This is a genomic window from uncultured Maribacter sp. (assembly GCF_963975365.1).
In the GTDB taxonomy this organism is placed as follows: domain Bacteria; phylum Bacteroidota; class Bacteroidia; order Flavobacteriales; family Flavobacteriaceae; genus Maribacter.
This window is the reverse complement of record NZ_CAXBGF010000013.1, coordinates 90,836-105,056: the sequence shown is the minus strand read 5'-3', so window position 1 is coordinate 105,056 and position 14,221 is coordinate 90,836. Positions and strand designations below refer to the sequence as shown.

Below are 14,221 nucleotides of genomic sequence, written 5' to 3'. Positions count from 1 at the left end.
AACATTGAATTTATGTATGATTTTGGTTTAGTAGGTCTTGGGGTAATGGGCCGTAATTTTATCCTTAATGTGGCAGATAATGGATTTTCTGCTTATGGATATGATTTAGATGATGAAAAAGTAAATTCTTTGAAAACTGAAGGTGGAGATTTAGAAAAAGTTGATGCCTCAACAAACATTAAAACCTTTGTTAAAAATTTAAAGCAACCTCGTAAAATTATGTTGCTGGTACCCGCTGGTAAAATCGTTGATTCAGTTATTGAATCATTACTTCCATATATTGATAAAGGAGATATAATTATTGATGGTGGAAATTCTTTCTTTACCGATACTGATCGCAGAGAGAGTGAATTACAAAATAGAGCAATTAATTTTTTTGGCGCTGGTGTTTCAGGTGGTGCAAAAGGCGCTCGTAAAGGTCCAAGTATTATGCCCGGTGGTTCAAAATCAGCATATGAACATATTAAACCTATTTTTGAAGCCGTTGCCGCAAAATATGAAGGAGAACCATGTGTTGCTTATTTGGGGCCAAAATCTGCAGGCAACTACGTAAAAATGGTTCATAACGGTATTGAGTACGGATTAATGCAATTAACTTCTGAAATATATGACCTTCTTAAAAAAGGAGGTGATTATAACAATGATGAGTTGCATTCTACTTTTGCCAAATGGAATTCAGGAAGATTGCAATCCTTTTTAGTGGAAATAACTTCTGAAATTTTTGAACAAGAAGATGACCTGACCAAAGGTCGCTTAGTGGATCAAATTCTAGATAAAGCAAAACAAAAAGGTACCGGAAAATGGACAAGTCAAAACGCAATGGATTTAGGTATACCTGTACCTTCAATAGATGTTGCCGTTAGTATGCGAGAACTTTCTGCTTTAAAGGAGGAAAGAATAAAAGCAGATGCACTATACGATAGACCAGTAGTGGCACATATGGATAAGGCTAAATTGGAAGAACTTTCTGAAAAGGCGTTGTATTTCTCTTTTATCATTACATATTCTCAAGGCCTGCACCAATTAGCAGATGCTTCTAAAGAATATGGGTATAATTTAGACATTTCGGTAATTGCCAAAATATGGCGTGCAGGTTGCATTATTCGTGCTGGTTTATTGGCCGATATTACAGAAGCGTTTAAAGCAGAACCAACATTACCAAATCTATTACTTTCACCAAATTTTGTTAGTAAAGTAAAAGATTCGGTCGGTGCCGCTAGAGAGTTAGTTGCTTTTGGAGCACAAAACGGAATTCCGCTTCCAGGTTTATCAAATTCACTTACGTATTTTGATGCGTACACATCAAGTAAATTACCTCTGAACCTAATTCAAGCTCAGCGTGATTATTTTGGTTCACATACCTATGAGCGTTTAGATAGAGAAGGAATCTTTCATACGGAATGGGAAGCATAAAAACTAAAGTTTGAATAAATCATCAGTTGTAATATTTGGTTTTTGTTTATCGTTGATATTCTCATCATTGCTTGGTTCCTGTAAGGACTTAAAGAATGAAGAAATACCTGTCGAAATACTTGACGAGCACATGCTTGACAGGCGAGTAAATACAACTACAGTAGACTCACTGATAAGACAGGTATATGTACCTATCTATTCTGATATTTACAATCAAACAAGAGATACTAGAACAATGCTAACAGCTACATTGAGTATTCGTAATACGAGTATTCGTGATAGCCTTTTCGTGAGTACCATTGATTACTATAATACCCAAGGCGATTTAGTGAGAAGCTATATAGATTCTCCTATCTACCTCAAACCAATGGAGTCTATTGATTATGTTATAGAACAACAAGATAATTCGGGTGGTAGCGGTGCTAATTTCTTAATTGATTGGTATTCTAAAAAGCAATTAAATCCATTATTTCAAGCGGTAATGGTTGGTGGTTTAGGGGCGCAAGCGTTCTCCTTCACTACAGATGGAATTGAGGTAGAACGAGAATAATCGAACTACCTCATTTTTTGAAGCATCATATTTCATTCATCTCTAATGAATTATAATAATAAATATTTTAAACCAGTTCAAACCTCTATAAATGGAGAAACCTCTGAAGAAACTATTTTTTATTACATGCAATCCGGCTCCACAATAACTGCTAATTACCAAGGAAGTAAAATTCTCAAAGGACATTTAATAGGCATTGTAGATTCTGAAGGTCATATTAGTATGCGTTATCAACAAGTCAATACTGAAGGAGAACTGATGACAGGGATAAGTGAATCCCCACCAGAGGTGCTTTCAAATGGTAAAATTAGACTTCATGAAGAATGGAAATGGACCTCGGGAGATTGTTCTTACGGAATATCTACAGTAGAAGAAATTTAATACATCGGCTCAAATTATGAAAATCCTAAAAGACAAAATAGTATTAGTTACTGGTGGAGCATCTGGCATTGGTGAAATCATGTGCCAATTACTCATAGAACGCGGTGCAAATATTATCATTTGGGATATTAATAGCGATAATTTAGAGTTATTAAACTTGAAGTATTCCTCATTAGGAAAACTTACGACCATGAAAGTTGATGTTTCTAGTATTTCTCAAATTAATATCGCTGCCAAAGAAGTTATTAATGTTTTTGGTGGAATTGACCTATTAATTAATAACGCAGGTATTATCGTTGGTAACTACTTTCATGAACATTCAGAAGCTGATATTACAAATACTTTAAGTATAAATGCGAATGCACCAATATATATTACCCATGCTTTCTTAGATAATATGTTATTGCGAAACTCTGGTCACATCTGCAATATAGCATCTTCTGGCGGATTACTATCTAACCCTAAAATGTCTGTTTATGTAGCCACTAAATGGTCACTAATAGGTTTTTCTGATAGTCTGCGTTTGGAAATGGAACAGTTAAAGAAAAATATTAATGTTACTACAATAATGCCCTATTATATAAATACCGGAATGTTTAATGGCGTAAAATCTAAAATCCCCATACTCGACCCAGAAACAACTGCTTTAACAATTATAAAGGCAATTGAGAAAAATAAAAAAATGGTTTCTATACCTGGGTATATTTATAGAATTACTCGATTTGCACAAGCCATATTACCAATTTCAATTTTTGATTGGTTTACAGGGAATGTTTTAGGTGTTTACAAAACGATGGAACATTTTACGGGTAGAAAGGCTTAAATCCCTATTTTGATACCTAATTTCAACTTTACTAAAACACAGAAAGTTTATTATTTCCTTAACGCAATCACAATAAATTAAAAAGATTATGCCCAATTATAAATATTCGATTTATGTAATTGAATTATCAAAAAAGGTATATTCTGAAAATAGAAAGTACAGAGAAGCTAACCCGCAATTTAATGGTGTTTTAGAATGTCTTTACGTGGGCATGACGAGTAAGGACCCTAAAGAACGATTTGAACAACATAAAAAAGGTACGTTAAGCAAAAAAGGACATAACCTGTCTTCGTCAATTGTTCATAAATATGGCTTATATCTACGTGGTAGTTTATACAATCATATCGGACCTATTTCATCTAAAGCAGAGGCTTTAAAAATGGAAGAACAATTAGCTATTGAGTTAAGAAGAAAAAGGTATGCTGTTTGGTACAATTAAACTTCATAATCCTATCTAGGATAGATTAATCTAGCAATTATCAGGTTATTATTCCGATAAATAGACCCCGCTTTAACTATTACATTTTCATAATTAATCGAGTAATATTAAATCATCGCCTTTGCGATATCTAAAATGCTGAAAATAAATTTTAATTAAACCTCTTCATTAAATGACTAAATTTAAGCGACAAGCTTTTGCTCAACTTAAATACTCTTCATATGAACGGATTAATAATGGATTATCCACTTACCACAACTACTATTTTAAAGTATGCAAAAAGTGCATTTCCTCATAAAAAATTAATTTCATACCTACCCAATGGAGACCGACATGAGTATACCTATGATGAACTTGAAAAACGCTCGTGCCAATTAGCAAATGCACTAAAATACAAATTAGGAATTACAAAGGGTGACATGGTAGGAACCTTTGCTTGGAATCACTATCAACATGTTGAGCTGTACTATGGCATACCAGGTATCGGCGCCGTATGCCACACGATTAATATTCGTTTGTCTTCTCAACAGACCGAATTCATCATCAATCATTCGGAAGACAAAGTAATTTTTGTTGATGCTACTTTAGTTCCTTTACTAGAAAAAATAGCGCCAAAGTTAGAAACTGTAGAAAAGTATATTATTATTAATGCTCCAGAAAATTTTAATACGACACTTTTAAACACACTTTACTACGAAGATTTAATTGAGGAACAATTAGATACGACTGAATGGCCAATTCTTAATGAAAACGAAGCTTGTGGCATGTGTTATACCAGCGGTACTACAGGTATGCCTAAAGGGGTCCTATATTCTCATAGATCTACCTATTTACATGCAATGACAATATCATCCCCAAATGCGGGCAATTACAGTAATGACGATGTAATTCTTTTGATAGTCCCTCAATTTCATGTTATGGCATGGGGTTTTCCTTATATGTGCCTTTTAACAGGTTCAGATATGGTTATGCCTTCTTTACATTTACAACCTGAAGCGATTATACGAATTTTAGAAAGTGAAAAAATAACTAAAGCCAATGGTGTACCTTCTATTTGGATGGGTGTTTATGCGGAAATGAAAAATAATCCTCCAAAAGAAAAATTAGCATTAGAAGAATACTTAGTTGGCGGTTCAGCTTTATCTGTTAGCCTAATTGAGAATTTTGAAAATGATTTTGGCATAAGAGGTGTTCAAGCATGGGGAATGACAGAAACCTCTCCTCTAGGTACTGCAAGTAGATTACAAAGGAAACACAAAGCTTTATCTAAAAAGGAGCAAATAAAAATACGGGCAAAACAAGGTATTGAATTTCCAGGTATCGAAATGCGAATTATCGGAGAAGATGGAAAGATTGCACCTCGTGATGGAAAGACCATGGGAGAATTACAGGTAAAGGGGGCTTGGGTCATAAAATCATACTTTAAGACCAATAACAGAGATAATTTTACAGATGATGGTTGGTTTAGAACAGGAGATGTAAGCACTATCGATGCCGATGGATATATGGAAATTACAGATCGAACCAAAGATTTAATTAAAAGTGGCGGAGAATGGATTTCAAGTGTTGCGTTAGAATCAGCGCTAATGGCACACCCTAAAATTAAAGAAGCAGCAGTAATAGCCATACCCGACAAAAAATGGACCGAACGACCATTGGCGGCTATTGTTTTAACCGATAACTCAAAGCCTATTTCTGATGTTGAACTTAAAGAATTTTTATCATATGATTTTGCCAACTATCAAATACCTGATCATTATGTGACGATAAATTTAGTTCCGAAAACCAGTGTTGGAAAATTTGATAAGAAAGAAATAAGAAGACTATATGCAAAAGGAGAACTAAAATAAATCTTAGTTCTCCTCCTATATATAATTATTGTCTAATAATTAGACCTACTTACTTAAATACATTTTACGTCTGGCATAAAGGTTATAGAATTCATCATCCTTCAAGCTATCTATAAAGAGAATACTTTCTCCTGTACTTTTCATTTCTGGACCTAAGTTTTTATTCACATTAGGAAACTTATTAAACGAAAAGACGGGCTGTTTGATAGCAAAACCTTCCAGTTGAGGATTAAAGGTAAAATCCTTAACTTTCTTCTCCCCCAACATAACTTTGGTAGCATAATTAACATAAGGTTCTTTATATGCTTTTGCAATAAAAGGTACCGTACGTGATGCTCTTGGGTTTGCTTCAATTATATAAACCACTTCATCTTTTATTGCAAATTGAATATTTATAAGTCCCACTGTATTTAATGCCAAGGCTATTTTCTTAGTATGATCCTTAATTTGCTGCATCACCAATTCCCCTAAGTTAAATGGTGGCAAAGTAGCATTAGAGTCTCCTGAGTGAATACCACAGGGCTCAATATGCTCCATAATACCTATGATATAGACATCTTCACCATCGCAAATAGCATCGGCTTCAGCTTCTATTGCCCCATCAAGGTAATGATCAAGTAAGAGTTTATTATTTGGAATCTTACGAAGTAAATCCACTACATGCTCCTCAAGCTCTTCTTTGTTGATTACAATCTTCATTCCTTGACCACCTAGCACATAAGATGGTCTTACCAATAATGGAAAATCCAACTCATCTGAAAGTGCCAACGCTTCCTCTGCGGTTTCAGCGACTCCAAATTGAGGGAATGGAATTTCATTATCCTGTAAAAGCTTTGAAAAACTACCTCTATCTTCGGCTAAATCCAAAGACTCGAAACTAGTTCCTATAATTTTTATTCCATATTTAGATAACTTTTCAGCTAACTTTAGTGCGGTTTGACCGCCAAGCTGAACAATTACACCTTCTGGCTTTTCATGACGAATTATATCATAAATATGCTCCCAAAAAACTGGTTCGAAATAAAGTTTATCCGCTGTATCAAAATCTGTTGATACCGTTTCTGGATTACAGTTAATCATAATAGTCTCATAACCACATTCCGCAGCTGCCAAAACACCGTGAACACAACAATAATCAAACTCTATACCTTGTCCTATTCGGTTAGGGCCTGAACCTAGAACTACAATCTTTTTCTTGTCGGTAACGATACTATCATTTTCAACATAACGAGTGCCATCAGGTTTTTCTATTTCTGCCTCAAATGTTGAATAATAATAAGGGGTCATCGCTTTAAACTCAGCAGCACAGGTATCTACTAATTTATAAACCCTATTAATATTAAGTTCTGTACGCTTATTATAAACTTCACTTTCATAGCAATCTAACATGTGGGCTATTTGTCTGTCGGCAAATCCCTTTTGTTTTGCTTCAAGTAACAAATCTTTAGATAACGTTGCTATAGTATATTTTGAAATTTCTTTCTCTAAGAAATGTAATTCCTCATATTGTTTAAGAAACCACATATCTATTTTAGTAATTTCATGTATTCTGCTCAATGGAATTCCCATTTGAATAGCATCATAAATTACAAAAACACGATCCCAACTTGGAATGGTTAGTTTACTAATAATTTGTTCGTAATTCTTATATCCTTTACCATCTGCACCTAAACCATTACGTTTAATCTCTAATGACTGCGTTGCTTTGTGTAAAGCTTCTTGGAATGAACGTCCTATACCCATTACTTCTCCAACAGATTTCATCTGTAGCCCTAAGGTACGATCAGAACCTTCGAATTTATCAAAGTTCCATCGTGGTATTTTTACAATTACATAATCTAAAGTCGGTTCAAATAATGCTGAAGTAGATTTCGTAATCTGATTGTCCAACTCATCTAAAGTATAGCCAATTGCCAATTTGGTCGCTACTTTTGCAATAGGATATCCCGTTGCCTTAGAGGCTAAGGCTGACGACCTTGAAACACGTGGATTTATCTCAATGGCAATAATATCTTCATTTTCATCTGGACTAACTGCAAATTGCACATTACATCCGCCTTCAAAATCCCCAATACTACGCATCATATGTATTGCCATATCACGCATTTTCTGATACGTCCTATCCGATAGAGTCATTGCAGGTGCTACGGTTATCGAATCACCAGTATGAATACCCATAGGATCCATATTCTCAATCGCACAAATAATAACTACGTTATCATTTTTATCCCTTAGTAGCTCCAGTTCATATTCCTTCCAACCCATTAAGGCCTTATCGATCATAACTTCATGAATCGGTGAAATCTCTAATCCGTAACTTAAAAGCTCATCAAAATCTTCTGGCTTATAAACGATAGAAGCTCCGGCACCTCCTAAGGTATAAGAGGCTCTAATTACCAATGGGAAGCCAAATTCTTGTGCTATTTCTTTTCCCTGTAAAAATGAAGTAGCCGTGGCTTGTGGTGCCATGCCTACACCTATTTTCAACATCAGTTCTCTAAACTGTTCTCTATCTTCTGTAATATTTATCGCATCGATATCTACACCAATCAACTCAACTCCGAAATCTTCCCAAATTCCCTTTTTATCAGCTTCAATACATAAATTCAATGCAGTTTGACCACCCATTGTTGGCAAAACAGCATCAATTTGTGGATGTGCTTTTAATATTTCTACAATTGACTTGGTTGTCAACGGTTTTAAATAAACATGATCCGCCATGGTTGGATCAGTCATTATTGTTGCTGGGTTACTATTGATTAGTATAGTCTCTATTCCATCTTCGCGCAATGAGCGTAATGACTGACTACCTGCATAATCAAATTCACATGCCTGACCTATTACTATTGGGCCAGATCCTATTAATAAAATTGACTTTAAATCTTTTCTTTTCGGCATTTTCGAACTTTGTATTTTGGGAATTGGTCAAAAAAAAGGTGCTACTTTCAGAAAAGTAACACCTATATATTTTAAAAACTATGCAATCATTATTTTTTATGTCTTGTTTCAGAGGAAACAGTCAATTTCTTTCTTCCTTTTGCTCTTCTTCTTGCAAGAACCTTTCTACCATTTACGGAAGCCATACGCTCACGAAAACCATGTTTGTTCTTTCTTTTTCTTTTTGACGGCTGATATGTTCTTTTTTGTCCGGGCATCTCTTAAACCTTTTCTATTATTTTGATATTTTACAGAATCCTCTGTGAAACTGGGCGCAAATATACAAAGAGTTTTTTCTTTGGCAAGGGTTATGAAAAAAAATTTTTTTATTAATCCGTACCTCTGAAAACCTAGCTTTTAACTAATTTTGCCAGAATTAAAATTAAACGCTGTAGTTACCTATTTCAATAGAGTTTCTATTTCCTAAAGAATTTTATATCAGTTTTCATTCAGATAAAATCTACATTATATGTTCAATAAAAATTTAAAATTGGTTATTGCAGGACTAATAATAGCTTTTGCTATTTATCAATTTATAGAGGGTAATATTGGAAATGGCATTTCTCTTCTACTTTTATCCTCGATTTTTATCTTTCTTTATTTTAGAAATGAAATTATTCTTCTAGCATTTTTAAGAATGCGCAAGCAAGATTTAACTGGCACTAAAAATTGGTTGGATAAAATCAAGAAACCCAAAGCAGCATTAACCGTTAAACAACAAGGTTATTACAACTATCTACATGGTATCATATTTTCTCAAACCAATTTAACTCAGGCGGAGAAGTATTTCAAAAAAGCATTGAAACTAGGCCTAACAATGGATTATGATGTAGCTATGGCTAAACTTAGTCTTGCTGGTATTGCCATGCAAAAGCGCCGTAAAAGAGAAGCCACCACCCTATTGAACGAAGCTAAAAAATTAGATAAGAATAATATGCTGACTGACCAAATTAAGATGATGCAGCAACAAATGAAAAAAATTTAAATCTATTTTGTTTCTCGGTAATATCCTTTATTAGGAATTTCAACAGTGTATTTTTTGCCAGAACCATTGTTTAAATGCGGTTCTCTTAACCACGGATTGTGACGTTTTAAAATCTTGTAATTGATTTCATACTGCTGTGCGAAATCTGCAAAATCACTAACTGGTTTATCGATTTCGACTGTAAAGGTTGGTACAGCTTCGTACATATCTTCTTTTTCAATATGGAAACCATACTTTTCAGGATTAGCTAAAATCTCTTTGATAGCCATTATTCTAAATACATATCTACCCGTTTCATCACCCAACAACAAATCCCAATAATTATCAACTTGCTGAATACCCATATATTTATTAATAGCTCCTGGTCCTGCATTATACGCAGCAGCTGTCAAAGCCCAACTCCCATATTTATTTTTCCATCTATTCAAATACTTACAAGCTACTTCTGTTGATTTTTCTAAATGATAACGTTCATCAACATTTGAATTTACTTCAAGGCCATACTCTCTTCCCGTCTCTCTCATAATTTGCCAAAATCCTGTTGCACCTGCGGGTGAAACAACGTTCGTTAAACCACTTTCGGCAACCGCTAAATATTTAAAATCATCAGGAATTCCGTTTTTAGCAAGTATTGGCTCAATAATCGGAAAGAATTTATGAGCTCTTTTCATTAATAACAAAGCATTCGATTGCCAATAAGTATTCACCAAAAATTCACGATCAACGCGCTCCATAATTTCAGGATCCTCTTGAGGAACAACTTCGCCTGCGAAATTTAAATTATCAGGTATATCAATTGACGAAATTTTATAGGATTTAACCACATTTTCCTGAACACTATCATTTACGACAAAATGATTGTTCACAGAAACAGCATCGGTACCCTGCACTGCAAATATTAATGTTCCCGCAACAAATACCACACCCAACAACATCAATATATTTTTTATAATTTTCATGACCTATTTTTTTTAATTATCGCATCCTTTATTCTTACTATCAAAGATATATAGAACTTTCTTATTCCAAAATAATTGTTGGCAAGTTCTCGTTAAACCATTTAGCACGATGTATTATCATGGTGTGTGTTCCATTTAATACCATTAAACAATCGGTAATATTAGAAATTGGAAAAACGTTATCATTTTCACCTTGTATATGCACTATATTGTCGCAAGGCTTTACACACTTCCAATTTACCAATTGATCAATACACCAATCTATATAGCTCTTATCGCGAATTGATAAGTATCGCTCATATAATGAAAGCCTTTTGGCAACACTTTCTCCAAACGCATATTTAGCCAATAATTCAACATTACTAATCAAACCAGTAGGCAATAATTTATGCACTTTTGTGTAACGCGCAAACAACATTCGTTTTGGAAGTTCATATCTAGTTTTAACACTTGATACTATAATCACTTTTCTTACATGAATAAAGTTTGACATTTCCTGAACTAAAAGTCCGCCTAAAGAAACCCCTAACAAAACAATATTCTCATCCGCTATCTTAGAGCACATATTTTGTGCATATTCTGTAAATGAAATACCAACTGTGGGAATAGTCCATTCCAAAAAATGTAATTCAAATTTATCCGGTGGAAGTTCAATATACTCAAAAATAGCAGAACTTGCGGCCATACCTGGCATACAATACACATGAATTCTATTATCAATCATAGTTATGAAACGTAGTAAAAGCTAGGAAATTAGGGATTTTTTAACTACTTTTGTAAAAGAATGCGAAAAACACCTAGTAATATTAGGTAATAATCTTTACAGCATTTCACTTACGACAAATTACGATATGAGAACATCGTAATTTTTTTGTCTAGTAGAAACACTAAAATAATCTATATGAACGATGTTATTATTAAAGACAATTCTTTTCTGCGCCAATTTGAAACTACAATAAATGGACATCTTGCAAGAATAGAATACTCTTCTCAAGAACGTAAAGTGTTCCTTACAAAACTAGTGGTTCCTGAAGAGATTACTGATGAACATTTTAGAGAAAACTTCATCAAAGCCGTTCTAAGCTCAATTCAAGAAAGAAACCTTAGAGTTGTTCCTACAAGTCCTCATATAGCAGGATTTTTAAGAAAAAATCGATTACAGTACAAAGAAATGTTACCTATCGGTATTCGAATCTAAAAAATTAAAAAGCCTTTCAAATGAAAGGCTTTTTTTTATACTTCTATTGTCTCTTTAGAAAATTCAAACCTGACCAGTCCATCTTTATCTATATCTGTAAGTTTTATCTGGTGAAGCGTATTTACCAATTCAGGATTCCAAGGAGTTTTAACTTTTACATAATTCTCTGTAAAGCCATTGATATACCCTTCTTTATTTTCACCTTCAAACAACACGGTCAACTTATTGCCTATTTGACTTTCATAAAAAGCTCTTTTTTTCTTCACAGAAAGGCCACGTAACATTTTACTTCTTTTATTTCTAACTTTAATCGGTACTACCCCATCCATCGTAGCCGCTAATGTATTATCTCTTTCCGAATACGTAAAAACATGTAGGTAGGATATCTCTAAATCATTGAGAAAATGATAGGTCTCTAAAAAATGCTCCTCGGTCTCACCAGGAAAGCCGACAATGACGTCAACACCTATACAGCAATTTGGCATTACTTCTCTAATTTTCGAAACACGTTCTTTGTATAAATTAGTCATATACCTTCGCTTCATCAACTTTAGCAATGAATCACTCCCGCTTTGCAATGGTAAATGAAAATGTGGCACAAAAGTTTTGCTTTGAGCTACGAATTCTATCGTCTCATTCTTCAGAAGATTAGGCTCTATAGAAGATATTCGTAAGCGATGAATGCCTTCTACTTCATCTAAAGCTTCTACTAAATCTAAAAAGGTATGTTCATGCTTTTTATTTCCAAATTCACCCTTACCATAATCACCTATATTAACTCCCGTTAAAACAATTTCCTTAATGCCTTGTGCTGCAATATCAGCAGCATTTTTCAAAACATTATTCAAAGTATCACTTCTAGAAATACCTCGAGCCAATGGAATTGTACAATAGGTACACTTATAATCACAACCATCTTGTACCTTTAAAAATGCCCTTGTTCTATCGCCAATTGCATAACTACCTACATAAAAATCAGCATCGGCAATTTCACATGAGTGCACCTTTCCATGGTCATTCTTAGTCAGGTCATTTATATAATCTGTAATCTTAAATTTTTCAGTGGCGCCTAGAACTAAATCTACACCATCAACATCAGCTAGCTCTTCTGGTTTTAATTGTGCATAGCAACCAACGGCCGCTACAAAAGCATCGGGATTGATTTTTTGTGCCTTTTTTACGATGGTTTTGAATTTCCTATCTGCATTATCGGTTACCGAACAGGTATTGATAACATACATATCGGCCTTTTCTGAAAAATCCACCCGGTCAAAACCCTCATCAGTAAAGCTACGGGCTATGGTTGATGTTTCTGAAAAATTCAACTTACATCCTAACGTGTAAAAAGCTACCTTTTTCTTCATCTAATCATTTCTTTGAAAGTGCAAAAATACTTAAACTTCATTAGGCCTAAAAAGACCCAACGCTCCGAATTTTAATTTTAATACTTTCTCCATTTTTTAGTTATTTCAAAAACATGGTTAAGAATATTGGCTTCAACTTCATTAAACTCAACTCCTCTTCTAGCCATCATAACCTTAGCAGCCTCAAAAGCCTTCTCGGGTAAATAAGCGGTAAACCCAGATGCACCACCCCAACTAAAACTTGGAATAAAATTTCTAGGAAACCCTGGTACGTATATATTTGAATTTACCCCAATTACCGTACCCGTATTAAACATGGTATTAATTGCCGTCTTACTATGATCACCCATCATAAGTCCGCAGAACTGTAAGCCAGTTTGTTCAAAACGTTCTGTTGCATAGTCCCACAAACGCACTTTAGCGTAATTATTTTTAAGGTTCGAATTATTTGAATCTGCACCTATATTACACCACTCACCTAATACCGCATTACCCAAATAACCTTCATGCCCTTTACTAGAATACCCAAAAATTACCGAGTTACTAATCTCACCACACACTTTACTATAAGGCCCTATGGTAGTTGCTCCATAAATCTTACCGCCCATTTTCACAATCGCATGCTCACAAAGCGCTAAACCACCTCTAATTAAGCTACCTTCCCAAATTTCAGAATCTTTTCCTAAATAAATAGGTCCGTCGGTAGCATTCAAAATACTAAATTCAACTTTTGCGCCTTCCTCTAAAAATATTCGCTCTGGATGTATTAAATGATTGGTCTTAGAAATTGGCTGACTTGTTCTTCCTTTGGTAAGGAAATCAAAATCAGATTGTAAAATCTCAGCATTTTTATCGAAAATATCCCATGTATTCTTAATCTGCAGAAAATCACTAGTGAATTCAATACAATCAAACTCATTCACCTGCACTAAACTTTTTGGCTTATCGCTAGAATATGCCAAAAGAAGCTCGTTCGACATTAACTTTTCACCTATTCTCAAAGAATGAACTGCCTTCACCAATTCAACAGTAGGTAAAACTGATGCATCGATAAATATGTTATTATTCTCTAAGTTAGTTGGAAATTTAACACTCAAATAATCTTCTGTAAGCGAAGAAGTGGAAACCTTTAAAAATGCGTCCCAACGTTCTCTCAATGTCATAATGCCTACACGAATTTCAGCAACTGGACGCGTAAAGGTGAAGGGTAACAAATGATTTCTACGCGGACCATCAAAAAGAATATAGTTCATACAAGATGATTTTTTTTCAAAATTAACGAATATCCCTAGAGCTTTAATATTTTATGGATAACTATCATA

Annotated in this window: 14 protein-coding genes; 8 read left to right on the top strand and 6 right to left on the bottom strand. The window is 34.3% G+C overall.

The genetic code is table 11. From position 1 onward, the window contains the following. Positions 1 to 12 precede the first annotated feature (12 nt). The 6 genes from gndA (at position 13) to AACZ49_RS14270 (ending at position 5,456) form a co-directional block, all read left to right on the top strand. Positions 13 to 1,413 carry an NADP-dependent phosphogluconate dehydrogenase gene (gene gndA, locus AACZ49_RS14295; protein ID WP_339656238.1) on the top strand — a complete coding sequence of 467 codons (1,401 nt, stop codon included), beginning with the start codon at positions 13 to 15 and terminating at the stop codon, positions 1,411 to 1,413. A gap of 10 nt (positions 1,414 to 1,423) precedes the next feature. After that, the gene (locus AACZ49_RS14290; RefSeq protein WP_339656235.1) at positions 1,424 to 1,963 is read left to right on the top strand and encodes a DUF3124 domain-containing protein; all 540 of its coding nucleotides are present in this window, start codon (positions 1,424 to 1,426) and stop codon (positions 1,961 to 1,963) included. Between the two features lie 45 nt (positions 1,964 to 2,008). Beyond that, a complete protein-coding gene (locus AACZ49_RS14285) occupies positions 2,009 to 2,344 on the top strand; it encodes a n-acetylglutamate synthase (RefSeq protein WP_339656232.1) in 336 nt (111 codons plus the stop codon). A 16-nt stretch (positions 2,345 to 2,360) separates the two neighbouring features. Then, entirely contained in the window at positions 2,361 to 3,167 is an 807-nt protein-coding gene (locus AACZ49_RS14280; protein WP_339656229.1) for an SDR family NAD(P)-dependent oxidoreductase, read from the top strand. Positions 3,168 to 3,255: 88 nt separating this feature from the next. Then, positions 3,256 to 3,606, top strand: coding sequence for a ribose-5-phosphate isomerase (locus AACZ49_RS14275; protein ID WP_339656226.1), 351 nt, complete (start codon positions 3,256 to 3,258; stop codon positions 3,604 to 3,606). Between the two features lie 221 nt (positions 3,607 to 3,827). After that, the gene (locus AACZ49_RS14270) at positions 3,828 to 5,456 is read left to right on the top strand and encodes a long-chain fatty acid--CoA ligase (RefSeq protein WP_339656223.1); all 1,629 of its coding nucleotides are present in this window, start codon (positions 3,828 to 3,830) and stop codon (positions 5,454 to 5,456) included. A gap of 45 nt (positions 5,457 to 5,501) precedes the next feature. Here the strand turns inward: AACZ49_RS14270 and carB are convergent, their stop codons facing one another. Continuing rightward, positions 5,502 to 8,354 carry a carbamoyl-phosphate synthase large subunit gene (carB, locus tag AACZ49_RS14265; RefSeq protein ID WP_339656221.1) on the bottom strand — a complete coding sequence of 951 codons (2,853 nt, stop codon included), beginning with the start codon at positions 8,352 to 8,354 and terminating at the stop codon, positions 5,502 to 5,504. Between the two features lie 89 nt (positions 8,355 to 8,443). Continuing rightward, on the bottom strand, positions 8,444 to 8,611 hold the full coding sequence (rpmH, locus tag AACZ49_RS14260; RefSeq protein ID WP_027067351.1) for a 50S ribosomal protein L34: 168 nt from the start codon (positions 8,609 to 8,611) through the stop codon (positions 8,444 to 8,446). Positions 8,612 to 8,862: 251 nt separating this feature from the next. Here rpmH and AACZ49_RS14255 point away from each other — a divergent pair, with 251 nt between their 5' ends. Next, positions 8,863 to 9,378 carry a DUF2892 domain-containing protein gene (locus AACZ49_RS14255; protein ID WP_339656218.1) on the top strand — a complete coding sequence of 172 codons (516 nt, stop codon included), beginning with the start codon at positions 8,863 to 8,865 and terminating at the stop codon, positions 9,376 to 9,378. Positions 9,379 to 9,380: 2 nt separating this feature from the next. Here the strand turns inward: AACZ49_RS14255 and AACZ49_RS14250 are convergent, their stop codons facing one another. After that, a complete protein-coding gene (locus AACZ49_RS14250; RefSeq protein WP_339656215.1) occupies positions 9,381 to 10,337 on the bottom strand; it encodes a lytic transglycosylase domain-containing protein in 957 nt (318 codons plus the stop codon). A gap of 61 nt (positions 10,338 to 10,398) precedes the next feature. Beyond that, a complete protein-coding gene (locus AACZ49_RS14245) occupies positions 10,399 to 11,061 on the bottom strand; it encodes an alpha/beta hydrolase (protein WP_339656212.1) in 663 nt (220 codons plus the stop codon). Between the two features lie 177 nt (positions 11,062 to 11,238). On the opposite strand from AACZ49_RS14245, the gene AACZ49_RS14240 reads away from it, so the two are divergent. After that, the gene (locus tag AACZ49_RS14240) at positions 11,239 to 11,535 is read left to right on the top strand and encodes an N-acetyltransferase (protein WP_339656209.1); all 297 of its coding nucleotides are present in this window, start codon (positions 11,239 to 11,241) and stop codon (positions 11,533 to 11,535) included. 35 nt (positions 11,536 to 11,570) lie between these two features. Here the strand turns inward: AACZ49_RS14240 and mtaB are convergent, their stop codons facing one another. Both mtaB and AACZ49_RS14230 read right to left on the bottom strand, forming a co-directional pair. Continuing rightward, the gene (gene mtaB, locus AACZ49_RS14235) at positions 11,571 to 12,899 is read right to left on the bottom strand and encodes a tRNA (N(6)-L-threonylcarbamoyladenosine(37)-C(2))-methylthiotransferase MtaB (RefSeq protein ID WP_339656206.1); all 1,329 of its coding nucleotides are present in this window, start codon (positions 12,897 to 12,899) and stop codon (positions 11,571 to 11,573) included. Between the two features lie 77 nt (positions 12,900 to 12,976). Continuing rightward, positions 12,977 to 14,152 carry a GlmU family protein gene (locus AACZ49_RS14230; protein ID WP_339656203.1) on the bottom strand — a complete coding sequence of 392 codons (1,176 nt, stop codon included), beginning with the start codon at positions 14,150 to 14,152 and terminating at the stop codon, positions 12,977 to 12,979. Positions 14,153 to 14,221 lie beyond the last annotated feature (69 nt).